Origin of the sequence: Micromonospora sp. WMMA1996, from assembly GCF_002573675.1 — a bacterium.
Taxonomy (GTDB): Bacteria; Actinomycetota; Actinomycetes; order Mycobacteriales; family Micromonosporaceae; genus Micromonospora; species Micromonospora sediminicola.
Window position 1 is genome coordinate 59,043 of record NZ_PDHU01000003.1, and the last position, 25,186, is coordinate 84,228.

23 protein-coding genes are annotated in these 25,186 nt (G+C 73.7%); 12 read left to right on the top strand and 11 right to left on the bottom strand.

Annotated elements, in window-relative coordinates; all coding sequences use genetic code 11:
• The first annotated feature begins 86 nt into the window (after positions 1 to 86).
• Positions 87 to 2,201, top strand: a complete 2,115-nt coding sequence (locus COO58_RS19900) for an MMPL family transporter (RefSeq protein WP_098746710.1) — start codon at positions 87 to 89, stop codon at positions 2,199 to 2,201.
• Positions 2,202 to 2,332: 131 nt separating this feature from the next.
• Here COO58_RS19900 and COO58_RS19905 read toward each other — a convergent pair whose 3' ends face one another.
• The 4 genes from COO58_RS19905 to COO58_RS19920 form a co-directional block, all read right to left on the bottom strand.
• Positions 2,333 to 3,457: a glycosyltransferase family 4 protein gene (locus COO58_RS19905; protein WP_098746712.1), complete on the bottom strand. Its 1,125-nt coding sequence runs from the start codon at positions 3,455 to 3,457 to the stop codon at positions 2,333 to 2,335.
• Positions 3,454 to 4,713 carry a M48 family metallopeptidase gene (locus tag COO58_RS19910; RefSeq protein WP_091573215.1) on the bottom strand — a complete coding sequence of 420 codons (1,260 nt, stop codon included), beginning with the start codon at positions 4,711 to 4,713 and terminating at the stop codon, positions 3,454 to 3,456. The genes COO58_RS19905 and COO58_RS19910 overlap by 4 nt, the downstream gene beginning before the upstream one ends.
• Positions 4,714 to 5,685: 972 nt before the next feature.
• On the bottom strand, positions 5,686 to 5,904 hold the full coding sequence (locus tag COO58_RS19915; protein WP_098746714.1) for a hypothetical protein: 219 nt from the start codon (positions 5,902 to 5,904) through the stop codon (positions 5,686 to 5,688).
• 179 nt (positions 5,905 to 6,083) lie between these two features.
• The gene (locus COO58_RS19920) at positions 6,084 to 7,484 is read right to left on the bottom strand and encodes an NYN domain-containing protein (RefSeq protein WP_098746716.1); all 1,401 of its coding nucleotides are present in this window, start codon (positions 7,482 to 7,484) and stop codon (positions 6,084 to 6,086) included.
• 127 nt (positions 7,485 to 7,611) lie between these two features.
• On the opposite strand from COO58_RS19920, the gene COO58_RS19925 reads away from it, so the two are divergent.
• The 5 genes from COO58_RS19925 to COO58_RS19945 all read left to right on the top strand — a co-directional run bounded on the left by COO58_RS19925 (position 7,612) and on the right by COO58_RS19945 (position 13,109).
• Positions 7,612 to 9,369 (top strand): DEDD exonuclease domain-containing protein, encoded by a 1,758-nt coding sequence (locus COO58_RS19925; protein WP_098746718.1) that lies wholly within the window; start codon positions 7,612 to 7,614, stop codon positions 9,367 to 9,369.
• Between the two features lie 127 nt (positions 9,370 to 9,496).
• Positions 9,497 to 11,284, top strand: a complete 1,788-nt coding sequence (locus tag COO58_RS19930; protein ID WP_098747312.1) for a bifunctional (p)ppGpp synthetase/guanosine-3',5'-bis(diphosphate) 3'-pyrophosphohydrolase — start codon at positions 9,497 to 9,499, stop codon at positions 11,282 to 11,284.
• Between the two features lie 49 nt (positions 11,285 to 11,333).
• Complete coding sequence (locus COO58_RS19935) at positions 11,334 to 11,873, top strand: NUDIX hydrolase (RefSeq protein WP_098746719.1); 540 nt, start codon at positions 11,334 to 11,336, stop codon at positions 11,871 to 11,873.
• Positions 11,874 to 11,947: 74 nt separating this feature from the next.
• On the top strand, positions 11,948 to 12,769 hold the full coding sequence (locus COO58_RS19940) for an NTP transferase domain-containing protein (protein WP_255292724.1): 822 nt from the start codon (positions 11,948 to 11,950) through the stop codon (positions 12,767 to 12,769).
• Positions 12,770 to 12,821: 52 nt separating this feature from the next.
• Positions 12,822 to 13,109 (top strand): Lrp/AsnC family transcriptional regulator, encoded by a 288-nt coding sequence (locus COO58_RS19945; protein WP_013287689.1) that lies wholly within the window; start codon positions 12,822 to 12,824, stop codon positions 13,107 to 13,109.
• 63 nt (positions 13,110 to 13,172) lie between these two features.
• On the opposite strand, the gene COO58_RS19950 is transcribed toward COO58_RS19945, so the two are convergent.
• The 5 genes from COO58_RS19950 to COO58_RS19970 all read right to left on the bottom strand — a co-directional run bounded on the left by COO58_RS19950 (position 13,173) and on the right by COO58_RS19970 (position 18,350).
• Positions 13,173 to 13,850 (bottom strand): DUF4142 domain-containing protein, encoded by a 678-nt coding sequence (locus COO58_RS19950; protein ID WP_091573209.1) that lies wholly within the window; start codon positions 13,848 to 13,850, stop codon positions 13,173 to 13,175.
• A 210-nt stretch (positions 13,851 to 14,060) separates the two neighbouring features.
• Positions 14,061 to 15,692, bottom strand: coding sequence for a cytochrome b N-terminal domain-containing protein (locus tag COO58_RS19955; protein WP_091573208.1), 1,632 nt, complete (start codon positions 15,690 to 15,692; stop codon positions 14,061 to 14,063).
• Positions 15,689 to 16,777, bottom strand: coding sequence for a ubiquinol-cytochrome c reductase iron-sulfur subunit (locus tag COO58_RS19960; protein ID WP_091573207.1), 1,089 nt, complete (start codon positions 16,775 to 16,777; stop codon positions 15,689 to 15,691). The genes COO58_RS19955 and COO58_RS19960 overlap by 4 nt, the downstream gene beginning before the upstream one ends.
• Positions 16,778 to 16,844: 67 nt before the next feature.
• Positions 16,845 to 17,678, bottom strand: a complete 834-nt coding sequence (locus tag COO58_RS19965; protein ID WP_091573206.1) for a cytochrome c — start codon at positions 17,676 to 17,678, stop codon at positions 16,845 to 16,847.
• A 72-nt stretch (positions 17,679 to 17,750) separates the two neighbouring features.
• Entirely contained in the window at positions 17,751 to 18,350 is a 600-nt protein-coding gene (locus COO58_RS19970; protein ID WP_091573205.1) for a heme-copper oxidase subunit III, read from the bottom strand.
• 108 nt (positions 18,351 to 18,458) lie between these two features.
• On the opposite strand from COO58_RS19970, the gene COO58_RS19975 reads away from it, so the two are divergent.
• From COO58_RS19975 to COO58_RS19990, 4 genes are all read left to right on the top strand, one after another.
• The gene (locus tag COO58_RS19975; RefSeq protein ID WP_098746721.1) at positions 18,459 to 19,412 is read left to right on the top strand and encodes a cytochrome c oxidase assembly protein; all 954 of its coding nucleotides are present in this window, start codon (positions 18,459 to 18,461) and stop codon (positions 19,410 to 19,412) included.
• Positions 19,413 to 19,493: 81 nt separating this feature from the next.
• A complete protein-coding gene (locus COO58_RS19980) occupies positions 19,494 to 19,892 on the top strand; it encodes a hypothetical protein (protein WP_091573203.1) in 399 nt (132 codons plus the stop codon).
• A 79-nt stretch (positions 19,893 to 19,971) separates the two neighbouring features.
• A complete protein-coding gene (gene trpD, locus COO58_RS19985; protein WP_091573202.1) occupies positions 19,972 to 21,018 on the top strand; it encodes an anthranilate phosphoribosyltransferase in 1,047 nt (348 codons plus the stop codon).
• A gap of 105 nt (positions 21,019 to 21,123) precedes the next feature.
• On the top strand, positions 21,124 to 21,321 hold the full coding sequence (locus COO58_RS19990; protein ID WP_091573201.1) for a hypothetical protein: 198 nt from the start codon (positions 21,124 to 21,126) through the stop codon (positions 21,319 to 21,321).
• Between the two features lie 892 nt (positions 21,322 to 22,213).
• Here COO58_RS19990 and COO58_RS19995 read toward each other — a convergent pair.
• Both COO58_RS19995 and coxB read right to left on the bottom strand, forming a co-directional pair.
• The gene (locus COO58_RS19995; protein WP_091573200.1) at positions 22,214 to 22,642 is read right to left on the bottom strand and encodes a cytochrome c oxidase subunit 4; all 429 of its coding nucleotides are present in this window, start codon (positions 22,640 to 22,642) and stop codon (positions 22,214 to 22,216) included.
• 10 nt (positions 22,643 to 22,652) lie between these two features.
• Positions 22,653 to 23,624, bottom strand: a complete 972-nt coding sequence (gene coxB, locus COO58_RS20000) for a cytochrome c oxidase subunit II (RefSeq protein ID WP_091573199.1) — start codon at positions 23,622 to 23,624, stop codon at positions 22,653 to 22,655.
• Positions 23,625 to 23,796: 172 nt separating this feature from the next.
• Here coxB and COO58_RS20005 point away from each other — a divergent pair, with 172 nt between their 5' ends.
• Together COO58_RS20005 and COO58_RS20010 are read left to right on the top strand one after the other, a co-directional pair.
• On the top strand, positions 23,797 to 24,948 hold the full coding sequence (locus COO58_RS20005; protein WP_091573198.1) for a cysteine desulfurase family protein: 1,152 nt from the start codon (positions 23,797 to 23,799) through the stop codon (positions 24,946 to 24,948).
• A complete protein-coding gene (locus COO58_RS20010) occupies positions 24,945 to 25,169 on the top strand; it encodes a sulfurtransferase TusA family protein (protein WP_091573197.1) in 225 nt (74 codons plus the stop codon). Before COO58_RS20005 ends, COO58_RS20010 begins: the two co-directional genes overlap by 4 nt.
• Positions 25,170 to 25,186: the final 17 nt, after the last annotated feature.

A 25,186-nucleotide genomic window follows, 5' to 3' on the forward strand; every position in this document is an offset into this window, starting at 1 on the left:
CGGCACCCCTGACCGGCGGGCCGCCGAGCCGAAGGATCGCAGACAGGGCCCGCAATCCGCGTCGGGCACGAGTGAGAGGAAACCCGATGTCCCCGCACCGAATGGCCGGGCTGCCCGCCGGCCGCCGCGGCAAGTACGCCGTCCTCGTGCTCTGGCTGGTGCTGCTCGCGGTCGCCGGGCCGCTCGCGCTGAAGCTGGGCGAGACGCAGGACAACTCGACGCTCGGCGCGTTGCCGCCCGGCGTCGAGAGCAGCCGCGCCGCGCAGCGGGCCGAGGCCGCCTTCCCCGAGTCCCGCCGGCAGCTGGCCGTCGCCGTCTACGTCCGCGACACCGGCCTCACCGCCGCCGACCGGGCCCGGGTCGACGCCGACCGGACGGCCTTCGCCGGGTACGCCGACGGCGGCGTGGTCTCCCCTCCGGTGCCGAGCGCGGACGGCCGGGCGCTGCTGTTCTCGCTGCCGGTCACCGCCGACGAGCAGCGGCGCGCCGACGCGGTGAGCGCCATGAAGGACCGCCTCGCCGAGGGCGTGCCGGGGCTGCGGACCGCGCTGACCGGCGACGCGGCCGCCGAGAGCGACATCTGGGACGCGTTCGACGGGATGGACGGCGCGTTGCTGCTGGCCACCGCCGTCACCGTCGCCCTGCTCCTGCTGGTCACCTACCGCAGCCCGGTGCTGTGGCTGGTGCCGCTGCTCGCGGTGGGCGTCGCCAACCAGCTCGCCGGCGCCACCGTCTACCTGCTGGCCCGGCACGCCGGTCTGGCCGTGGACTTCCAGAGCCAGACCATCCTCACCGTGCTGGTCTTCGGCGTCGGCGTGGACTACGCCCTGCTGCTCATCGCCCGCTACCGGGAGGAGCTGCGCCGGCACGCCGACCGGCACGCCGCGATGGCGGTCGCGCTGCGTCGGTCGTACGGTGCGGTCTGCGCCTCCGCGGCGACCGTCGCGCTCGGCCTGCTCTGCCTCGTCGCGGCGGACCTGCCCGCCACCCGCGGCCTGGGCCCGGTCGGCGCGGTCGGCATCGTGGCCGCGCTGCTGGCGATGACCACGTTGCTGCCGGCGGTGCTCGTCCTGTGCGGCCGGTGGCTGTTCTGGCCGTTCGTGCCGCGCCACACCCCCGGCGCGGACGAGCGGGACCGCACCGCCGACCACGGGGTGTGGCGGCGGCTCGCCGGCCTGGTCGGTCGCCGGCCGCGCCTGGTCTGGGTGGGCACCGCCGCGGCCCTGGTCGCGCTGACCCTCGGGATCGGCAACCTCGCCCTCGGCCTGCCCGACGACGAGTCCTTCACCACCGAGGTCGGCTCGGTCACCGGCCAGCGGCTGGTCGCCGCCCACTACCCGGGCGGGTCGACCGCGCCGGTCGAGGTGCTGGCCGCCGCCGGCGCGGCCGACCGGGTGGTGGACGCGGTCCGCGCGGTGCCGGGCGTCGCGGAGGTGGGCGGCCCGCAGCGGTCCGCCGACGGCCGATGGGTACGCGTCACCGCGGTGCTCGCCGCCGCTCCGGACAGCGCCCCGGCCCGGGACACCGTGAGCCGGCTGCGGACCGAAGTGCACGCGGTGCCCGACGCGCAGGCGCTGGTCGGGGGGCGCACCGCCACGCTGCTCGACGAGCGGCGCACGGTGGACCGGGACAACCGGGTGGTCATCCCGCTGGTGCTCGCCGTCGTCCTGGTGATCCTGGTGCTCCTGCTGCGCGCGCTGGTCGCGCCGCTGCTGCTGATGGCGAGCGTGGTGCTGTCGTACGCGGCGGCGATGGGCGCGGCCGGGCTGCTGCTGGACCTGATGGGCCACCCACGGCTGTTCGTCGGGGTGCCGCTGCAGGCGTTCCTGTTCCTGGTCGCCCTCGGCGTCGACTACACGATCTTCCTGATGACCCGCGCGCGGGAGGAGACCGCGTCGATCGGGCACCGCCTCGGGACGCTGCGGGCGCTCACCGTCACCGGCGGCGTGATCACCAGCGCCGGGGTGGTGCTGGCGGCCACCTTCGGCGCCCTGCTGGTGCTGCCGCTGGTGCCGTCGGTGCAGATGGGGGTGATCGTGGCGGTCGGCATCCTGCTCGACACGCTCCTGGTGCGCAGCCTGCTGATCCCGGCGCTGACCCTGGACCTGGGCGCGCGTACCTGGTGGCCGGGGCGGCTGTCCCGTCGGCGGGTGGCCACGGCGCCGTCGCCCGCGGCCGAGCGGGCCGCGCTGCGGGTCTGAGCGTCACCACCGGACCCGCGCCGCCCGCCCGGAGCACCGCCCGCCCGGCCCGCCCCGCGGGCGGCGCGCTCGGGGGCGGGCGGGCGGCGCGCTCGGGGGCGGGCACTCGGACGGGGCGGGCGCATGAGGGGTCAGCCGGCGAGCAGGGCGGCCATCCGCTCGGCCTGGGTCTCCCAGCGCCACTCCCGCTCCACCCAGGCGCGTCCGGCCGCGCCGAACTGTTGCGCCAGGTCGCGGTCGGCGAGCAGGGCGGACACCCGGTCGGCGAGCTGGGCCACGTCCCGGCCCCGGACCACGTACCCGGTCTCCCCGTCGCGGACGGCGTCCGGCGCGCCGCCGGAGTCACCGGCCACCACCGGCAGCCCGGTCGCGCTCGCCTCCAGGTAGACGATGCCGAGGCCCTCCACGTCCAGTCCCCGGTTGCGGGTGCGGCAGGGCATCGCGTAGACGTCACCGGCCGCGTAGTGCGCGGGCAGCTCGGCGGTGGGCACCGAGCCGGTGAAGACCACGTCCCGCTCCACCCCGACCTGTCGGGCCAGCTTCTCCAACGTCGCCCGGTAGGGCCCGCCGCCGACGACCAGCAGCGCGGCGTCCGGCACCCGCTGGCGGATCTCGGGCAACGCCCGGATCAGCATGTCCTGCCCCTTGCGCGGCACCAGCCGCGACACGCACACCACCACCGGCCGGTCGGCGAGCCCCAGCCGCAGCCGGACCTGCCCGCCGTCCACGCCCGGGTGGTAGGTGTCCACGTCCACGCCGGGCGCGAGCCGGCGCAGCTCGGTGAGCCCGTCCAGCGCCCGGGCCAGCCGGACCCGGGTGTACTCGCCGAGGTAGGTGGTCACGTCCACGCCCCGGCCGATGCGGCGCAGCGCGGCGCGGGCGCCGGGCAGCGCGGCCCAGCCGACCTCGTGCCCGTGGGTCAGCGCCACCGCCCGGCGGATCCCGGCCCGCCGACGCAGCCCGGACGCCAGCAGCCCCAGCGGGGCCGCCGCGCCGAACCACACCGTGTCGCAGTCGTACGCCCGGGCCAGCCGGGCCGCCCGCCGCGCCACCAGCGGGGTGGGCAGCAGCACCTTGGTGCGTTCACGGACCACCTCGAACGGCTGGTCGGCGTCGAACTTCTCCGCGCCGCGCCAGCTCGACGCGTAGACCACCACCGACCCGGCGGGCTGGCGTACGGCCAGGTTGTGCACGAAGGACTGGATGCCGCCGGGGCGGGGCGGAAAGTCGTTGGTGATCAGCAAGGTGCGGCTCATCGGCCGGTCTCCCTGGCGTAGGCGCGGGCGGCGGCCATCCGCTCCACGGTGGACGGGTGGGACGCCGACCACAGGTACTCCCAGCGCGGCGGGTCGGGGTCGGACAGGTTGACCCCGGCCAGGCGACGCTGCATCGCCTCGAACGTCGTCGGGTCGCCGGTGAGCGCCAGCGCGTGCGCGTCGGCGCGGGCCTCCACCCGACGGGAGACCAGCGCCTGCACCGGGGTGGCGAGCAGACCGGCCACCGTGACCAACGCGATCAGCAGCGGGAACGCGCGGGGCTGGGCGATGGAGTCGACGCCGGCCAGCCGCAACAGCGGCGTCCACGAGCCGACCAGGTAGAGGGCCACCACCGCGGCGGCGGCGCCGAGCGCGCCGAGCACGGTGCCGGTCCAGACGTCCCGGTCCTTCGCGTGCCCCAGCTCGTGCGCGACCACGCTGGTCACCTCCGCCGGCTCGGCCTCGCGCAGCAGGGTGTCGTAGACCACGACCCGCCGGGTCGGTCCGAGCCCGGAGACGTAGGCGTTGACCGCCCGGGTCCGTCGGGAGGCATCGGCGACCAGCACGTCGCGCACCGGGACCCCGTCCCGGGCCGCCATGCTGGTCAACTCCGTACGCAGCGGGCCCGGCTCCATCGGGGTGAACCGGTTGAAGACCGGCTCGACCAGCACCGGCAGCACGAACGACAGCACGACCACCAGGGCGGCGGCGCCGGCCGCGCCGAACGCCCACCACCAGCGGGGGGCAAGCCGCACCACCGTGTAGAAGCCGAGCAGCACCAGCGCCCCGATGACCGCGCTGACCGCGTACGACTTGAGCAGGTCGACCGCCCAGCCGCCCCAGCCCTGGGTGCTCAGCCCGTAGCGGACCAGCACGGTGCGACGCCAGGCCGAGAAGGGCAGCGTGAGCAGGTCGGCGAGGAACATGACGGCCAGCCCACCGAGCACGGCCTGCGCGACCCAGTGGCCGCCGAAGGGCCGGCCGGCCAGCTCGACCAGGCGCCCACCCAGCGGGGTGAGTCCGAGCAGCAGCGCCACCACCAGCCCGACCGCGAGCGCCGACCAGCCGGCCGGACGCAACGCGTCGTGGAACGCCCGACCCCGGGCGACCTGGTCGACCGGGAGCGACCGCAACGCGGCGAGCTGGTCCGCCCGGGGAGCCGGCGGCCGGCCCCACGGCACCAGCAGCACGACGGCCACGACCAGCGCGACCGCCAGCCCGGCCAGGCTCAGCACCGCCCAACCGCGCGGGGTCACCAGCCCACCCCGCCGTCGCGACCCGTCCGCGTCATGCCGCTCCCCTCCACCGTGACCGCCCATCCTATTGCCCGATCCTCGCGGATCCGCTGCGGTGCCCGACCGCCCACCGCCGCCGCCCGCCCCGCCCGGTCACACCCGCCCCGCGCGGAGCGTTGACAGGCGGCCCGGCCCCGAGTGACCGGCGCGGGTGGTGGATGACCGGCGTGGGTGGTGGGTGACCGGCGCAGGTGGGGGCGACCGGCGCGGGCAACGGCTCCGGACGACAGGCGCCCGAGCCACCGGCGCGGCAGCAGTTTCCGAACGACAGGCGCTGGGCGACGGGCGCTCCACGGCGCGGCGTGGCGGCATGCGTGGGCGGGTCGCATGCGCGGGCGGCGGAAGGCAGGGCCCGAGAGCGATATGCCTCTGAGTCATATTTATGACCAGGAGTCATATCGCTCCTGACGCATGCGCCTGGCCGGCGCGACACGCCCAAGGGAATCGAGGTTCGGGATCACGCCGGAGGGGACAGCCACGCGACAGCAGCGGAGCGGACCCGTGGCGGGCTAAGCCCGGGCCGGCCGGCAGGACAGACCTCACAATGGGCGATCGTCGCCTCAAGCCGGCAGCGGCGGTAGCAGCACGTGCAGCCACGTCGGAGTTGACAGCCGCGCGTATACGCCCGACGGCGCGGTGGCGCGAGGTCGACAGTGGTCCGCCCGGCCGCGGGCCGCGGGCCGTGGGCCGTGGGCCGCGGGCCGTGGGCCGTGGGCCGCGGGCCGTGGGCCGCGGGCCGTGGGCCGCGGGCCGCGGTCAGTGCTCGGGCGCCGGACCCGGGAGGCCGACGGAGTCAGCCCGGGGGCCGGCCGTCACGGGCTCAACCCGGAGCGCCCGCCCGGCCGGCCTGGAACGCGACGGACTCAGCGAGCCGGGCCGATGGACGGGGAGAGTCCGGGCGCGGGGGTCGGGCCACCCGGAGGCAGGCGGTGGTCAGGCGACGCGGCGGCGGCGGGCGGAGCGGCGGGGCGCCGGGGCCGGCGCGGACGGCAGCACCTGCACGTCGAAGCCGGCCCGGGCGAACACCTCGATCGCCCGGTGCTCGGCGGGGCCCAGGTCGGCCGCCGGCGAGTCGGGGTCGAGCAGCGCGGTCACCAGACAGCCGGAGCAGCCGGCGCCGCGGATGCCGCAGGTGTCGCAGTCGATGAGCATCAACGCCTCCTGACGGGTCGCCGGTGGCGGTCGGGGAAGGGACCACCACCGTCGGTCACCGAAAGGCTATGCCTCGGGTATGACAGAACCGGACAACGAGGCAGCACCCACCTCGAAAACGATCATCCGGCCACCAGTACGCCGAAGTGGCGCGATCGGAACGCCGCCGCCGAGTGGGGTCAGGAGCGGGCGAGGCGGCGCAGCAGGGAGTCGGCCCCGAGCGGGTACGCGCCGTGGCGGCGGACCCCGTCGGCGACCTCCCGGTCCGAGGAGACCACCACCACCGGGCGGCCGGCCGGCTCGGCGCGGACCAGCCGCCGGATCAGCTCGTCGGCGGTCTCCCCCTTGCGGGAGAAGAGCACGCGTACGCCGCGCGGCGCCGGGGGCAGGCCGTGGATCCGCTCGGCCCCGTCGAAGACGACGGTGACCTCGTCCCCGGTCTGCGCGGCGATCCCGCCCAGGCCGGTGATCAGTCGCTTGCGCTGCTGCTCCAGCGACATCTCGCCGAAGCCGCGTTTGGTGACGTTGTAGCCGTCCACCACCAGGTGTGCCCGGGGCAGGGCGAGGAGCTGGTCGAGGCGGGCCGGGTCGTCCGTGTCGCGGGCCCGGGTCGCGGCGCCGGCCGGCGCGGCTCCCGGCTGGTCGGCGAACGCGTCGGCGACGAAGTCGGCCGGCAGCGTGTCGACCGGGTCGAGCGCCAGCTCCCGGCGCAGCCCGACCGCGGCCTGACCGATCGTCTCCAGCAGCAGCCACAACCGGGCGTCGTCGACGGAGCGGGCCTCCTTGGCGCTGGCCCGGGCCACGCCGGCGGCGGCCTCCGCCTCGGCCAGCCGGGCCCGGGCGCGGCGCAGCTCGGCGTCCGCGTCGGCCGCCGCGCGGGCCGCCCGGCCGCGCTCGGTGGCCAGCAGTTCGGTGGCCTTGCGCTCCCGGGCCTGGGTCTCCCGCAGGGTACGGGCCAACTGGCGCGCCTCCTCGCGGAGCTGGCCCAGTTCCTCCCGGACCCGGGCCAGCTCGTCGCGCAGCTTGTCGGCCTCGACCCGGGCCACCGCCCGGTCGTGCTCGGCCCGGGTGGCCCGCTGTTCGGCCTCCCGCACCAGCTCGGCCACGACCGCGCTGTCCGCCTCGGCGCGTACCGCCTCGCCGCTGGCGTCGATGAGTTCCCGCCAACCCCTGGGTCGGGCCAGGTAGGCCAGGGCGGCCACCTCGACCGGGTCGGCCGCGGCCGGCGCGGTGCCCTCCACCACGGCCGCGCCGAGGTCGCCGGCGTCGGCCAGCACCCGGGCGGTGACCCGCTGCCGGAACAGCGGGTCAGCGGTGAGCTGGGCGGCGATCACCGGGGCGCCGAGCCGGGCCCGGCGGTTCGGGGCGAACTTGGCGACCCGGCGCAGCGGCACCGGCACCTCGTCGGCGGGCAGGCCGGGCAGCACGGCGGCGGTCAGCGTGACGATCCGCTGGCGGACCGGCTCGGGGAGAGTGGGCTCGGGCTCGACCGTGGTCGACGGTTCCTCACCGGCTCCGGGCGCACCGACCACCGGCTCCTCCGGGGAGGTGCGGTCGTCGTGCGGCTCGGTGAGGGGCATGTGGCAAGTCTCCCACCCCGAACGGGCCCACCGCCCGGTGAGTGAGCCGATCTCTCATCGTACCCCCGTGGTAACGGAAGGGGCCGGAGTGACCGGAGTGTCGGACCGTGCCGTTACCGTCCGGCGGGTGACGCGAGCGGAGTACGTCCAGGAGGCGTTGGCCGGTCTGGACCGGGCGGCGGGCAGCGGGGTCGACCCCGCGTTGCCGCTCTACGCGACCACCTTCGTGGTGGTCGACCTGGAGACCACCGGCGGTGCGCCGGACGGCGGGGGGATCACCGAGATCGGCGCGGTGAAGGTCCGTGGCGGCGAGGAGCTGGGCGTGCTCGCCACACTGGTCAACCCCGGGGTGCCGATCCCGCCGTTCATCACCGTGCTGACCGGCATCACCCAGGCGATGCTGCTGCCCGCCCCGCCGATCGAGCAGGTGTTGCCGAGCTTCCTGGAGTTCGTCACCGACGCCGTGCTGGTCGCCCACAACGCCCCCTACGACGTCGGCTTCCTCAAGGCCGCCTGCGCCAAGCACGGCTACGCGTGGCCCAACCCCCGGGTGCTGGACACCGCCGCGCTGGCCCGGCGGGTGCTCACCCGCGACGAGGTGCCCAACCGCAAGCTGGGCACCCTCGCGGCCTACTTCCGCACCGCCACCCAGCCCACCCACCGGGCGCTGGACGACGCCAAGGCCACCGTCGACGTGCTGCACGGGCTGATCGGCCGCCTCGGTGGGCACCGGGTGGACACCGTCGGCGAGGCGATCGAGTTCGCCCGCGCGGTCACCCCCACCCAGCGGCGCAAACGGCACCTGGCCGAGGGGCTGCCGAAGGTCCCCGGGGTCTACATCTTCCGGGCCGCCGACGACCGGCCGCTCTACGTGGGCACCTCCGGCGACATCGCCACCCGGGTCCGCAGCTACTTCACCGCGGCGGAGAAGCGGGCCCGGATCTCCGAGATGCTGGCCGCCGCCGAGCGGGTGGAGGCGGTCGAGTGCGCCCACTCGCTGGAGGCGGAGGTCCGCGAGCTACGGCTGATCGCGGCGCACGCGCCGCCGTACAATCGCCGGTCGAAGTATCCCGAGCGCCAGGTGTGGCTGAAGCTCACCGACGAGGCGTACCCCCGGTTGTCGATCGTGCGCGACCTCGCGCCCACCGACTCGGCCTACCTCGGCCCGTTCCGGTCCCGGCAGGCGGCCGAGCTGGCCGCCGCCGGCTTCCACGACGCGGTGCCGCTGCGCCAGTGCACCCACCGGCTCTCCCGGCGCACCACCATGCCGGCCTGCGCGCTGGCCGAGCTGGGTCGCTGCCCGGCGCCCTGCGAGCACAAGATCACCCCGGAGGAGTACGAGCACCGCGCGGCCACCCCGTTCCGCACCGCCACGCGCGACGACCCCGGGGTGGTGGTCGAGGCCCTGCTCGCCCGGATCGAGGTGCTGTCCGCGGCCCAGCGCTACGAGGAGGCCGCGGTGGCGCGGGGCCGGCTGGTCGCGGTGCTGCGCGCGGCGGTCCGGATGCAGCGGCTGGCCGCGCTGACCGGCATCGCCGAGCTGGCCGCCGCCCGACCGGCCGCCCGGGGCGGCTGGGAGCTGGCGCTGGTCCGGCACGGCCGGCTGGCCGGGGCCGGGGTGTCCCCGCCGGGTGTCCACCCGCGACCGACGATCGCCGCGATCCGGGCCACCGCCGAGACGGTGCTGCCCGGGCACGGGCCGGTGCCGGCGGCCACCGCCGAGGAGACCGAACGGATCCTGTCCTGGTTGGAGCGACCGGAGACCCGGCTCGTCGAGGCGACCGACGGATGGGCCTCCCCGGTGGGCGGCGCGGGGCGGTTCCGTGACCTGCTGGCGAAGGCGGAGAACGGCGGGTCCCACCAACTCTCGACCGAACGCTCATGACCAAGTGTCCGATCGGACTACGTCGACTCCCTTAGTCTGTTAAAGAAGTGCAGACCTGCCCGATTCGCGGGCCTGCTCCCGGTCGCCGGTCCCGGCGGTCGAGGGTCGGGGTGAGGAGGTGTCCCAGGTGGACGTCGACGCCGGACACGGCGCCGCCCTGGGCGGCGCCCTTCCGACCCAGGGCGAGCTGCCGCTCACCCGCCGCCTGCGCTCCCTGCTCACCTGGCCCACCACCGACGGCGACCCGGTCACCGCCCTGGTCCGCACCCACCGCGGGATCCACCCCAGCGCCGACGCCTCGGTGCTGCGTCGGGCCTACACGATCGCCGAGAACATGCACCGCGGCCAGTTCCGCAAGAGCGGCGAGCCCTACATCACCCACCCCCTCGCGGTGGCGCAGATCTGCGCCGACCTCGGCATGGACACCACCACCCTGGTCGCCGCGCTGCTGCACGACACCGTGGAGGACACCCGCTACACGCTCCAGGCGCTCCAGGAGGACTTCGGCCGCGAGGTGGCCCACCTGGTCGACGGCGTGACCAAGTTCGACAAGGCGTTCTACGGCAAGGCCGCCGAGGCGGAGACCGTCCGCAAGATGATCGTGGCGGCCGGCAAGGACGTCCGGGTCCTGGTCATCAAGCTGGCCGACCGGCTGCACAACATGCGCACCCTCGGCGTCCGCTCGGCCGCCTCGCGGGAGCGGATCGCCCGTAAGACGCAGGAGGTGCTGGTCCCGCTCTGCGACCGGCTGGGCATCCAGACCCTCAAACGGGAGCTGGACGACGTGGTGCTGCTGCACCTCCAACCCGACGAGCACGCGCGGATCGAGCGGTTCGTGCACGACCGGCCGGGCTGGGACGCCTACCTGGGCGACGTGGTGGCCCGGACCCGGGCCGCGTTGCGCCGCAACCGGGTGGACGCCGAGGTGTCCCCCCGGCCGCGACACCTCTACTCGATCTGGAAGGACACGGTCGCCGGCGACCACGCCGCCCCGTACGACCTGCCGCGCATCGCGATCGTGGTGGACGGCCCACCGACCGACTGCTATGCCGCGCTCGGCGCCGTGCACGGCCTCTGGCGGCCGGTGCCGGGCCGGTTCAAGGACTTCATCGCCTCCCCGAAGAACAACCTCTACCGCTCGCTGCACACCAGCGTGTGCGGCCCGCAGGACCGCACCGTGGAGGTGCTGATCCGCACCAGCGAGATGCACCGTTCCGCGGAGTACGGCGTGGCCGCCCACTACCGCTTCCCCCGGGCCGCGGGCCGGGCCGCCGACCGGGCCGACGAGTTGGCCTGGCTGCGCCGGGTGCTCGACTGGGAGCAGGACACGGTCGACCCGACCCAGTTCATGGCGTCGCTGCGGTGCGACCTGGCCGAGGCGCAGATCCAGGTGGTCGCCGACGGTCGCCAGGTGGTGCTGCCGGCCGGGGCCACCCCGGTCGACCTCGCGTACGAGCTGGGCACCGAGCGCGGCGACCACTGTCTGGCCGCGCGGATCAACGGCCGGTTGGCCCCGCTCTCCTCCGAGCTGGAGGAGGGCGACGTGGTGGAGATCTTCACCGAGAGCGACGCGGAGAGCGGCTTCGAGGTGGACGTGGCCCCGCGGGGCCCGCGCCGGGAGTGGCTGGGCTTCGTCAAGTCCCCGCACGCCCAGATGCAGATCAACCGCTGGTTCGCCGAGCACACCGAGCCGGGCATCTCGATCGCCGACAAGGTCCGCCTCGGCCGCGCCTCCATCGGGCTGGCGCTGCGCAAGCACAACCGGGGCCTGGCCAGCGACCTGCCGCTGCTGCGGCTCTCCGAGGAGTTGGGCTACCCCGACCTGGAGACGCTGCTGGTGGCGGTCTTCGACCGCACGGTCGAGCCGGACACGGTGGTCCAGCAACTGATCGACCTGGTCGACCACCGGCAGTAGGGCGGAGGTCGTTCGCCCGCGTCCGCCCGGCGGCCACTAGCCTGGACGCATGATCCCCCGCGCGCGTGCCACCGGACGGGCCCTCGGCTACCAGCTCTTCTACCGGCTTCCGGTCCCGCTGCGGCGGCGACTGGTGCGGTTGGCCGTGCCGAAGTACATCGTGGGGGCGGTCACGCTGGTCCGGGACACGGAGGCCACCGGCGCCGGGCGGATCCTGCTGCTGCGCCAGCCGCCCGGCCACAGCTGGACCCTGCCGGCCGGTCTGCTGCAACGCGGTGAGGCGCCCGTGGTCGGCGCCGCCCGGGAGCTGTACGAGGAGTCCGGCGTCCGCCTCTCCCCCGACGCGCTCCGGCCGGCCGTGCCGAACGCGGTCGTGCACGCCAAGGGCTGGGTCGACGTGGTGTTCGAGGCGGAGGTGCCGGCGTCGCGCACCGAGCTGGCGGTCGACGGGGCCGAGGTCTTCGAGGCCGCCTGGCATCCGCTGGACGACCTGCCCCGGCTCAGCCGCGCCACCGCCAACCTGCTCGGCTACTACGGCATCGGTCCGCGCGCCGGCGAGGTCCCGCCGGCGACGCCACCGGCCGCGTGAGCCCACCGGCGGCCGCGCCGTCCGGCCCGACGGGATCCGGTCCGACGGCGTCCGGGGTCGAGGTGTGCGCGGTCGTGCTGGCGGCGGGTGAGGGCACCCGACTGCGCCCGCTCACCGAGCGGGTGCCCAAGGCGCTCTGCCCGGTCGGCAACGTGCCGCTGCTCGACCGGGCCCTGGCACGGTTGGCCGGCCTCGGCCTGACCGGCCCGGACCGGGTCGCGGTGAACGCCTGCTACCTGGGCGACCAGGTGGTGGCCCGGGTGGGTGACCGGGCGCACCTGTCGGTCGAGCCCGGCGACCCACTGGGCACCGCCGGCGGGCTGGGGCGGCTGCGGGACTGGATCGCCGGGCGGGGCGTGCTCGTCGGCAACGCCGACGCCTACCTGGCCGACCCGGAGACCCCACCCGGCCCGGACGTGGCCGCGCTGCTGGACGGCTGGGACGGGCGGAGCGTACGCCTGCTCGGACAGCCGGCGGACGACCCGGCCGCCCCCGGCACCTTCGACGGGCACCGCTTCGTCGGTTTCTCGCTCCTGCCCTGGCGGATGGTCCGGGACCTGCCGGCCACGTTCGGCGACCTGGTCCGGGCGGTGTGGCGGCCGGCGGAGGCGGCTGGCGCGCTGACCGTGGTCCCCTACCGGGGCACCTTCTACGACACCGGCACGCCGGCCGACTACCTGGCCGCCAACCTGCACGCCGCCGGCCCGGACGGGCTGGTCGACCCGTCCGCCACCGTGGACGGCCGGGTCACCCGCTCGGTGGTGGGCGCCGGCGCCCGGGTCCACGGCACGGTCGACCGGTCGGTGATCTGGCCGGGCGCGACCGTCGCCGCCGGGGAACGCCTCGATCGCGTGGTCCGGGCCGGCGCCGACCTGACCGTCCCGGCCGCGCGGTGACCGCGCCGGGCTCTAGCATGGGCCTCGTCGCCGACGAACGGAGAAACGTCCCGTGATCACCGCGATCGTGCTGATCGACTGCGCCACCGACTCCATCCCCGAGGTGGCCGAGACCCTGGCCAACCTGCCCGGCGTCAGCGAGGTCTACTCGGTGGCCGGGCACGTCGACCTGATCGCCATGGTCCGGGTCCGGGAGTTCGAGCAGATCGCCCAGGTCATCGCCGGCAGCATCTCCAAGGTGCCCGGCGTGCTGAACACCGAGTCGCACATCGCGTTCCGCGCCTACTCGCAGCACGACCTGGAGGAGGCGTTCGCGATCGGGCTGGCCAACGCCGACTGAGACCGGCGGCGGCCGGCCCGCCCCTGGTGGGGACGGGCCGGCCGACCTGTTTCGTGCGGTGCGTCAGCTCTGCGCGGGCGCCGGGGACTCGGTGCCCGGGGCGGGCTCCTCGGTCTCGGTGCCGCCCGGAGCCGGCGACTCGGTGCCGCCACCACCCGGCGCCGGCGACGTGGTGCCGCCCGGGCTGGGCGTGCCGCTGGCGCTGGTCTGCGGAACCGGGATGCCCAGGGTCTGGGCCAGGGCCACCAACGCGTCGTAGTGCGCCTGGAGGACCGGCAGCGCGTCCTGGGCGATCTGCACCACCGACTGCTCGGAGCCCTGCGAGATCTCCGTCTGGGTGGCCTGGATGGCCTGGACGTGGCCGGCCAGCTGGGCGGTCACCCACGCCTTGTCGAACTCGGCCCCGCTGAGGTTGTTCAGCTTGTCGAGGACCTTCTGCTGGTCGGCGGTGGGGTCGGCCGGCAGCTGCACGTTCAGCTGCTGGGCGGTCGACTGCACCGTCTGGTCCAGCTGGGTGTGGTCCGTGACGAACATCTTGCCCAGGTCCTTGACCTGCTGGTTCTGGCCCTTCTGCTGGGCCAGGTTACCGGCGGTGATCTCGAACAGGTTGACCTGGTGCACCGCCTGCAGATACTGGGTGTCCTGCGTCGACGGCTGCGCCGCGGCCTGCGCCGCGGCGGCGGGCGCCAGCCCCACGACCACCAGCGCGGCCAGCAGGCCCAGGCGTTTGATTCCCAACATGCTTCCTCCCCCATGAGACGTCGGACCGCACGGATACCCGGCTGACCGGGGTTATTCCTGCGATTCCACCCGTCCGTGTCGGGGGGCGGCGGGGCACCGGCGCGGGGCCGCCGGGCGTCCGGCGGGCACAACCGGACGACAGTGCCGGAAACGGCCGTGGCGCCCGCCGGATGGTCCGGCGGGCGCCACGGTCAGTCGTACGCGACGGGGTCAGCGACGGCTCTCGCCGCTGCTGATCTCCTCCCGCTCCGGTCGGGGCTCGACCGGCGGGTGGCCCGGCGAGACCGGCGCCTCGGCCGGCTTCTCGATCGGGTAGAAGAAGCCCCGGATGGCGGGCCCGAGGGCGCCCAGCCGGTTCATCTTCTTCGGCACCACCCAGCCGACGTAGTCCAGCGCCGGCGCGTGACCGTCGTGGCCGTCCGCCGAGGTCAGCGGCTGGTGGACCTCGACGAACCGGCCGTCCGGCAGGCGTCGGATGATGCCGGTCTCCACGCCGTGGGCCAGCACCTCCCGGTCGTGCTGCTGGAGACCCAGGCAGATCCGGTAGGTGATGTAGTAGGCCAGCGGCGGGACGACCAGCAGACCGATCCGGCCGGCCCAGGTCATCGCGTTCAAGCTGATGTGGAACTTGTCGGCGATCACGTCGTTGCCGCCGGAGAGCGTCAGCACGATGTAGAAGGCGACGGCCATGGCGCCCACCGCGGTCCGGGCCGGAACGTCCCGGGGCCGCTGGAGCAGGTTGTGGTGCTTGTAGTCCTTGAGGCGGCGTGCCTCCAGGAACGGGTACATCGTCGACAGGCCCACCAGGATGCCCGGGAGCACGACCGTCGGCCAGAACAGCGGCGGGATGACGTATCCGTCGCCGATCGGGATGCTGATCTCCCAGCCCGGCATGAGTCGGGTCGAGCCGTCGAGGAACATGACGTACCAGTCGGGCTGGCTGGCCGCCGAGACGACCCACGCCTCGTACGGGCCGAAGTACCAGATCGGGTTGATCTGGAAGAGGCCACCCATCAGCGCGATCACGCCGAAGACGACCATGAAGAAGCCGCCCTGCTTGAGCGCGTAGCGCGGGAACATCCGCTCGCCGACCACGTTCTCGTTGGTCCGGCCGGGGCCGGGCCACTGGGTGTGCTTCTGCTTGAACACCAGGCCCAGGTGCACGCTGATCAGCGCCACCAGCAGGCCCGGGATGAGCAGCACGTGGGCGATGAAGAAGCGGCTGATGATGATGGTGCCGGGGAACTCCCCGCCGAAGATCGACGAGCTGACCCAGGAACCGATCACCGGGATCGACAGGATGATGCCGGAGGCGATCCGCAGACCGGTGCCGGACAGGCCGTCGTCCGGCAGCGAGTAGCCGGTGAAGCCGGCCAGGAAGCCGACCCAGAACAGCAGCGAGCCGATGATCCAGTTGGTCTCACGCGGCTTGCGGAACGCGCCGGTGAAGAAGACCCGGAGCATGTGCACCACGATCGCGGCCATGAACAGCAGGGCCGCCCAGTGGTGCATCTGCCGCATGATCAGGCCGCCGCGGACGTCGAACGAGAGGTCCAGGCTGGAGGCGTACGCGGCCGACATCGGGGTGCCACGCAGCGGGGCGTAGCTGCCGTCGTATACCACCTCGGTCATCGCCGGCTCGTAGAAGAAGGTCAGGAACACACCGGTCAGCAGCAGGACCACGAACGAGAAGAGCGCGATCTCGCCGAGCAGGAACGACCAGTGGTCGGGGAAGACCTTGTTCAGCAGCTTGCGCAGCGGCGTGGCGACCTGGAAGCGGTCGTCAACCGCCCCGGCGGTCTTGGCCGGCAGCGCGGCCCGATCGAACTTTCGGCGCTTCATGGCCGCTCCCAGAAGTCGGGACCGATGGTCTCGGTGTAGTCGGACCTCGCCACGAAGAAGCCCTCCTCGTCCACCTCGATCGGCAGCTGCGGCAGCGGCCGGTTCGCCGGGCCGAAGATCGGCTTGGCGTTGTCGGTGATGAGGAACTGCGACTGGTGGCAGGGGCAGAGCAGCCGGTTGGTCTGCTGCTCGTAGAGGCTGGCCGGGCAGCCGGCGTGCGTGCAGATCTTGGAGAACGCGACGTAGTTGCCCCACATGTAGTCGCCGCGACCCTTGCGCTCGTTCGCCTCGCGCGACTTCTGCGCGTCGTCCTCGCGCAGGTGGATGAGCAGGGTCGGCGAGTCGGCGTGCTTGTTGCTGACGCCACCCTCGATGCCGGGGAACACGGTGAGCTGACCGCCGACGCTGACGTCCGCGGGGCGGATCGGGCGGCCGTCCTCGCGGATCAGCCGGATCTTCTCGCCGCCCTCGGCCGGCTGGAAGCCGGTGGTGAACATCTGGTTGTTCTTGTGCGGCTGCTGGATCAGACCACCGACCAGCGGAGCCGCGATCACCGCGCCGACCGGCGCGAGACCGGCGAGCAGCGAGATGCCGAGCAGCGGACGGCGCTTCACCCCGAGCTCGTCGGCCAGGTAGAGCATGGTCTCACCGGTGATCTTGCGATCCTCCGGGTTGTTTACCTGGTCGTGCCGGTCCTGGATCGAGACCTCCTTGGGCAGCAGCTTCTTGCCCCAGGTCAGGATGCCGAAGCCGACGCCGAGGAGCGCCAGGCCCAGGGTCAGCCCGAGCAGCGGGGTGTAGAGCTTGTCGCCGCCCCGACCGGCCTCCCACTGCCACGGCCACCAGATGTAGATCGCCAGGAAGGCGGTGGCGAAGGCGCCGGTCAGCAGGAACATCATGGCGACCGTGCGGGTCAGCCGGCGCTCGGCCTTGCTGCCCGGGACCACCTGCGCCTCGTAGTGGACGATCTCGATGTCGTCGCGCCGGGCGCCTTCCTGCACGATGTCGAACCGGGAGAGCCGGGGGTCGTTCACGTCGAGCGGCTCCGGGCCCGACTGGGCCTGGTGCTCGGTGTGGGTGCTCATGCCGTCACCTCGCTACGCGTGGCGCCGGTGGCCGGCACCAGGGCAATGATACAGATGTTCGGCCGGGTCACGACTTGCCCGCAATCCACAGGCTCGCGAAGACCAGCGCGACTATGCCGACCAGGAAGATCGCCAGACCCTCGGTCGACGGGCCGTACCGGCCCAGGTTGAAACCGCCCTGGTCCTGGTCGTGCTTGAGGGTCTCCTGGATGTAGGCGATGATGTCCGCCTTCTCCTGCGGAGTGATCTGGTTGTCGCCGAACACCGGCATGTTCTGCGGGCCGCTCAGCATGGCGGCGTAGATCTGCCGGTCGCTGGCCGGCTTCAGGCTCGGGGCGTACTTGCCGGAGGAGAGCGCGCCGCCGCCACCGCCGAAGGCGTGGCACTGCGAGCAGTTGATCCGGAACAGCTCGCCACCGGTGGACATGTTGGCGCCCTCACGCAGGTTGCCCGACGGCACCTGCGGGCCACCGCCCAGCTCCTGGATGTACTGGCCCAGCTGGCGCACCTGCTCGTCGGTGAAGACCGGCGGCTTGCGCATCGCCTGGGCCTCCTGCCGGGCCATCGGCATGCGGCCGCTGCTGACCTGGAACTCCACCGAGGCCGATCCGACGCCGATCAGGCTCGGACCCCGTCCCTCGACGCCCTGGGCGTTGCGACCGTGACAGGTCACACAGCTCACGTCGAACAGCGCCTTGCCCTCGTTGCCGGCGGCGCTCAGCGGCGGGTTGTCCTGCGCCTGCACGCCCGGGGCGAAGACGGTGTAGGCGCCGCCGGCCAGCATCAGCGCGGCGGCCAGCCGGACCGCGGCGCCCAGCCGGCGGCGGCCCCTGCTGCGCGCTACGGGCCGCCCGCGCAGCCGCGCGAGCAGACCGCGTCGGCGGTCGTTGTCAGAAGTCATGACCTGTGTCCTTAACCGGTTGGACCTTGTCTCAGGGGACGGAGCAGCGGCGCGGTTCGTGACGCGCCAAGATCACTGAAGCCAGTAGATCATGGCGTAGAGCCCGATCCACACGACGTCGACGAAGTGCCAGTAGTAGGACACGACGATCGCCGAGGTCGCCTGGGCCGGAGTGAACCGACCCATGGTGGTGCGGATCATGAAGATGATGAAGGCGACCAGACCGCCGGTCACGTGCAGACCGTGGAAGCCGGTGGTGAGGTAGAACATCGACCCGTAACCGTCTTCGTTGATCTTGACGCCCTCGTGCACCAGGTGGCGGTACTCGTTCAGCTGGCCGAGCACGAAGATCAGGCCCATCACGAAGGTGATCGTGAACCACCGACGCAGGGCGTGGACGTCGCCCTTCTCGGCCGCGAAGACACCGAGCTGGCAGGTCACCGAGGAGAGCACCAGGATCACCGTGAAGGTGGTCGCGTAGGGCACGTCGAGGGCCTCGGTGTGCTTCTCCCACAGCTCCGGCGCCGCCGCGCGGATCGAGAAGTACATCGCGAACAGCGCCGCGAAGAACATGAGTTCGCTGGAGAGCCACACGATCGTCCCGACGCTGACCATGTTGGGACGCGTCAGGGAGTGGATCCGGCTCTTGTCAATGGCTGGGGCCGCAGTCACGCGGTCATTATTGCCCTTGACCGGGACCGACGATCAGCGGGGTGGCAAACCGGTGCCCGCAGTGGCCCGATCGTGGTCGTCCGCTTCGCCTGACCTACCCTGAAAAGCGTGCTGCACGTCGATCAGATCCTCGCCGTCACCTCGGCGGCTCCGGCGACGCTCGCGGCGGGAGGCGAGGCCGCCCCGCCGCCGTTCGACGTCGCCCGGGTGCTCACCGAGACCCGGCTGGACAGCTGGCTCACCCTGGGCCTGGTGCTCGCCGCCGGCCTCTACCTCTACGGGGTGCACCGGTTGCGGCTGCGCGGCGACCGCTGGCCGGTCATCCGCACGGTGGCGTTCCTCGGCCCCGGCCTCGGCGGCATCGCGCTCGTCACGCTCACCGGCCTCGGCGCGTACGACACCGCCCTGCTCTCGGTGCACATGGTGCAGCACATGGTGCTGTCGATGATCGCGCCGATCTTCCTGGCCCTCGGCGCCCCGGTGACGCTGGCGCTGCGCACGCTGCCGGTGCGGCCCCGCAAGCGGCTGCTGGCGATCGTGCACAGCCGAATCGCCCGGATCTACAGCTTCCCGCTGGTGGCGTTCACCATCTTCGTGGTGAACCCGTTCGCGCTCTACTTCACCGACCTCTACGAGTTCACGCTGCGGCACGAGTGGGCGCACGAGCTGGTGCACGCGCATTTCATCGCCACCGGGTGCGTCTTCTTCTGGCCGTTGCTCGGCCTGGACCCGCTGCCCGGCCGCTGGCCCTACCCGGCCCGGGCGCTGCTCATGGTGCTCTCCGTGCCGTTCCACACCGTGCTCGGGCTCACCATCATGCAGAGCACCACGCTGTTCGGCGGCGACTGGTACCCGTCGCTGAACCTGTCCTGGTCCGACCCCTGGGAGGACCAGGTGGTCGCCGGCGGCGTGCTCTGGGCCGGCGGTGAGTTCGTCAGCGTCACCATGCTGGCCGTGCTGGTGGTCCAGTGGATCAAGCAGTCCGAGCGCGAGGCCCGCCGGCTGGACCGGGAACTGGACCGCCAGGAGGCCCGCCAGAAGGCCGCGGAGGCCAGCGCCTGAGTCCCGCCCGGGCGGGGCGTCGGGTCGAATGTGACGCCCGCTACGATCAGCGGGCAGCTACGAGGTGGGAGCCACGTCACGATGAGCGATCGTCTTTGCACCGTCCTGCTCTACAGCGACGACCCGAAGGTCCGGGACCGGATGCGGCTCGCCGTCGGCACCCGGCCGGCGCCCGGCATCGAGATCGAGTTCGTCGAGGCCGACGACTACGCCGGCTGCGTCCGGCTGGTCGACGACTACGAGATCGACCTGCTGCTGCTCGACGGCGAGGCGAGCCCGGGCGGCGGCATCGGCATCGCCCGCCAGATCAAGGACGACCGCGACGACGCGCCGCCGACCTGCGTGGTGCTGGCCCGCGCCGCCGACCGCTGGCTGGCCGCGTACGCCGAGGTCGACGCCACGCTGACCCACCCGCTCGACCCGGTCACCGCCGGCAGCACCGTGGTCGAGCTGCTGCGCCGCACCCACGCCGCGGCCTGATCCACCCCGCGGCGCCACGGCGACGCGGCCGTGGCGCGCGCCCCCAACCGCTTCACTCACGCCGCTCGGGAGGCCCGCCATGGGCGAACGGACCTGGCCGCTTCTGCTCAACGCGCTGCTGCGCGGCGAGGAGCTCTCCACCGCCGACACCGCCTGGGCGATGGGCGAGATCATGGCCGGCTCGGCCACCCCGGCGCAGATCGCCGGGTTCGCCGTGGCGCTGCGCACCAAGGGTGAGACCCCGGCCGAGCTGGGTGGCCTGGTCGAGACGATGCTCACCCGGGCCGTGCCGGTACGCCTGCCCGAAGAGGTGCGCGCCACCGCGCTGGACGTGGTGGGCACCGGCGGGGACCTGGCCCACACGGTCAACATCTCCACCATGGCCGCCCTCGTGGTCGCCGGCGCCGGGGTCCGGGTGGTCAAGCACGGCAACCGGGCCGCCTCCTCCTCGTGCGGCACGGCCGACGTGCTGGAGCAGCTCGGCGTGCCGCTGGACCTGGAACCGGAGCAGGTGGCGCGCTGCGTCACCGAGGCCGGCATCGGCTTCTGCTTCGCCGCCCGGTTCCACCCCGGCATGCGCCACACCGGTCCGGTCCGGCGGGAGATCGGCGTACCCACCGCGTTCAACTTCCTCGGCCCGCTGACCAACCCGGCGCGCCCGCGCGCGGGCGCGGTCGGCTGCTTCGACCGGCGGATGGCGCCGGTGATGGCGGCCGTCTTCGCCGCCCGGGGCGACTCGGCGATCGTGGTCCGCGGTGAGGACGGGCTGGACGAGTTCAGCACCGGCGCGCCGACCCGGGTCTGGGTGGCCCAGCAGGGCGCCGTCAGGGAGGCCCTGCTGGACGCCGCGGAACTCGGGGTGCCCCGGGCCACCCTGGCCGACCTGCGGGGCGGAGACGCCGTCTACAACGCCGACGTGGTCCGGCGGCTGCTGGCCGGCGAGACCGGCCCGGTGCGGGACGCGGTGCTGGTGAACGCCGCGGTCGCGCTGTCCACCCAGGGCCCGCTCGACGGCGACCTGCACGAGGCGCTGCGGGCCAACCTGGTCCGGGCCGCCGAGTCGGTGGACTCGGGCTCCGCCGCTGCCGCGTTGGACCGCTGGCTGGAGGTCGCCCGCACCGCCTGAACGGGTGTCTGTCATACCCGCGTGCCAAGCTACACGGGAGTAATTTTCCGTTTTCGGGCGATGGCTTCCCCGCTTCGACCGGCACCGGACCGAGAGGAGACGCCCGTGTCCGCCCGCGAGTTGCCCTGCGACACCTGTGAGGGCGTCGTGCTGTTCGAGGCGCCGCCCTGCGGCGACGGGCACGGCGTCGACTGCCCCGAGCTGATCTGCACCGGCTGCGGCACGGCGATCCTGATCGCCACGCACGCGTTGCGCCCGTCCCGCCGCCCGGCCCGACGCGCCACCCACCGGCACGCCGCCTGACCCACCCCGCCGCAAGGCCGATCTTCTTCTCGTCCGCCGGTCGGACCTCGCGAGGACGAGCCACCACCGACAGGTCCGCGCCGCCGGCCAGCGGCGACCAGCGCCGCGACGTCACGCCCCTCCCACCCGCCAGCCGGCCGCGCCCCCGCCCTCGGCCACTGCCCCACGGCGCCGGGTAGGCAGGACTGAGCGGGGCGCCTGGCAGGGCCAGGCAAGGCCGCTCTCGGCCCGTCCGGGCCGGGCCGGGGAGGGCAGGGCCGAGCCGGGCAGGGCCGAGCCGGGCAGGGCCGAGCCGGGCAGGGCCGAGCCGGGCAGGGCCGAGCCGGGCCGCCCTGAGCCGAGCCGGGCGGGCAGACCGGTGGCGACAGCGGACCCCCGGCAGGCAGGGCACCCAAGCCTGTCCCACCGCGCCACCATCCAGCACCAGCCCGCCATGCCCCACCACCTCCCGACCCATCCCCCACCCACTCTCCTTCCACGCCAGCACCCGGCGATCAAGGAGTTGGCGTCAGGTGACGACGCCCCAGGCGACACAAACTCCTTGATCAACCTCAGACAGGTGGGTCAGGGCAGGCAGCGGACGGACCGACAGGCGGCCCAGAGTCGGCGCTGGACGAGCGCGAGGCGGGCGCGAGAGGGGCAAGCGCAAGAGGGGCAGGACCACCCGGCCATCCCGCACCAGGCGCCACCGCCCGGATCCGGCCTCGCCGACCCGTCGTCCACAGCGAACACCAACCCGCCGTCACCCGCCACGGAGAGCCGTCGATCATGAAGTTGGCCGGGATGAAAGGGGCGGATCGCGCCGCCAACTTCATGGTCGACGGCGCCAGAGGGGGGAACAGTCAGGCCCGCTGCCCCGGAGGGGCGGCGGGCCTGACTGGTGGTTCGGGGGTCAGTGCTCGGCGGTGCGGCGGGTGCCGGAGTAGTACTCGAAGAGCAGCCCGCAGGTGGCGAAGACGACCGCCACCATGCCCAGGCCCAGCAGCCAGAACTGCCAGAACACGAGCCCGAGGCCGGCGATCGCGGCGGCCAGGGCCAGGCCGAACGGCCAGTAGCTGCCCGGGCTGAAGAAGCCGATCTCACCGGCGCCGTCGGCGATCTCACCGTCGGCCCGGTCCTCCGGTCGCAGGTCGATCCGGCGGGAGACGAACCAGAAGAAGCCGCCGCACATCGCGCAGAGCAGGAACGAGAGCAGCAGCGCCACGGTGCCGACCCACTCGACGTGACCGTCGCTGTCGGCGTACGTCCAGGCGCCGTAGAGGACGGTCGCGCCGAGGAGGAACGTGGCGATGGTCAGGAAGATCTTCCACTCGGTCTTCATGCCGAACCCCTCAGTTTCCCGCGCCGGCCGTCGCGTCGGACGGGTTGAAGTTGTCCTTGGTGCGGCGGGTGTCGAACGGCTTCGTCTCGGTGGCGTACTCGGGCTCGCCGATCGCCTTGAGCGCGTCCTGGGTCGACTGGCCGCCCTTCTTGGCCGCCAGGAACTGCTCGTACTTCTCCGGCGAGACGACCCGCAGCTCGAAGTTCATGAAGGCGTGGTAGCTGCCGCACAGCTCGGCGCAGCGGCCGACGAACGCGCCCTCCTGGTCGATGCTGGAGACCTCGAACGTGTTGCGGACGTTGCCCGGCATCACGTCGCGCTTGAACAGCAGCTCCGGCACCCAGAACGAGTGGATGACGTCGCGGCTCTGCTCCTCGAACCGGATCGACCGGCCGCTCGGCAGCACCAGCACCGGGATGACCTCGCTGGTGCCCAGCACCGAGGCGACGGTGTTGGCGTCGCGGCCCTGGCCGTCGCGGTAGTTGAACTGCCAGTTCCACTTGAAGGCGACGACCTCGACGGTGACGTCCGGGTTCTTCGACTCCTTGTTGACGTCGGTCTGCACGACCGCCGTGTAGTAGAAGAGCACGGAGACCACGAGGATCGGCGCGATGGTGTAGAGGAACTCCATCGGCAGGTTGTAGCGGGTCTGCACCGGCAGCTCGTTGCCGCGCTTGCGGTAACGGATCACGCACCAGAAGATCAGGCCCCACACGAAGACGCCGACCGCGAGCGCCGCGATGCAGGACGCGATCCACAGGTCGTACATCCGGTGCGACTCGGGGGTGATGCCGCCCTGCGGCCAGCCGAAGCCGTCGAACGTCTTGCCGACGTCACAGCCGGTGAGCAGAACCAGCAGCGCCGCTCCGCCGAGACCGAGCCCGGCGATTCGACCAGCACCACGCCGCCGGCGCCCACCGGCCCCCGGGGAAGCGCTGTGCCGTACGGCCGACGGCCGTACCTCCGAACTCCTTGCGACCACCTGGTCCTGCCTCCCTAGCGCGCCGCGGCGATTCCGTGTTCTTGACACCGACGGCAAAGGCGTCACCGACGGTCGCAGATTACTCGACCATGGCGGGCCTGACCGTCTTGGGGTCACTGTCCGCCCCCATCGGGGGGATCTTGGGCGTACCCGAGCGATAGCGTGGAACGTCATGGACGCCTCCCCGGTCTACCTGGACGCCGCCAGCGCCGCTCCGCTCCACCCGGTGGCGCGGCAGGCGATGCTGGCCGCCCTGGACGACGGCTGGGCCGACCCGGCCCGGCTCTACGCGCCGGCCCGTCGGGCCCGCCAGCTCCTCGACGCCGCCCGGGAGGCCGCCGCACAGACGCTCGGCGTCCGCGCCGACGAGCTCTCCTTCACCCCCAGCGGTACGGCGGCGGCGCACGCCGCCGTACTCGGTGGCCTGGCCGGGCGGCGGCGGGCCGGGGCGACGCTCGTGCACTCGGCGATCGAGCACTCGGCGGTGCTGCACGCCGCGCAGCGGCATGCAGCCGGTGGGGGCGACGCGGTGGCCGTACCCGTGGACCGGCTGGGCCGGCTGGACCTGGACGCCTGGGCGGCGGCGGTGACCGCGCCCGGCGTGGCCCTCGCGGCGCTGATCGGGGCCAGCCACGAGGTGGGCACCGTGCAGCCGGTGCCCGCCGCGGCCGAGCTGTCCGCCGAGGCCGGGGTGCCGCTCTACGTGGACGCGGCGCAGCTGGTCGGCCGGGCGCCGCTGCCGGCGGGCTGGTCGGTGCTGACCGCCAGCGCGCACAAGTGGGGCGGCCCGCCCGGCGTCGGGCTGCTGGTGGTGCGCAAGGGCACCCGGTGGGAGTCGCCGTACCCGGCCGACGAGCGGGAGTCGGGGCGTACGCCGGGGGTGGTGAACCTGCCGGCGGTGGTGGCCGCGGCGGCGAGCCTGCGCGCGGCGGCGGCCGACGCGGCGGCCGAGGCGGCCCGGCTGGCGCCGCTGGTGGACCGGATCCGGACCCGGGTGGCGGCGGAGGTGCCGGACGTGGAGGTGGTCGGCGACCCGGTGGACCGGTTACCGCACCTGGTGACGTTCTCCTGCCTGTACGTGGACGGCGAGGCGCTGCTGCACGCGTTGGACCGGCGTGGCTTCGCGGTCTCCTCCGGCTCGTCCTGCACGTCCTCGACGTTGCGGCCGTCACACGTGCTGGAGGCGATGGGAGTGCTGTCGCACGGCAACGTGCGGGTGTCGCTGCACCGGGAGACCACCGAGGCGGACGTGGAGCGGTTCCTCGCCGAGCTGCCCGGGATCGTCGCGGCCCTGCGCGCCGAGGCGGGGGTGACCGACCTGTGAGCGAACCGGACGAGGTGCTCGACTGTCGGGGGCAGCGCTGCCCGCTGCCGGTGATCAATCTCGCTCGCCGGGTGCCCGGGTTGCCGGCCGGCGCGGTGGTCCGGGTGCTCGCCGACGACCCGGCCGCCGCGGTGGACATCCCGGCGTGGTGCCGGATGCGGGGGCACGAGTTCCTCGCCGCCCACCCGCACGCCGGGCCCGCCTACGACGTCCGGGTGTAAGGAGGGGCCCCTTCTTA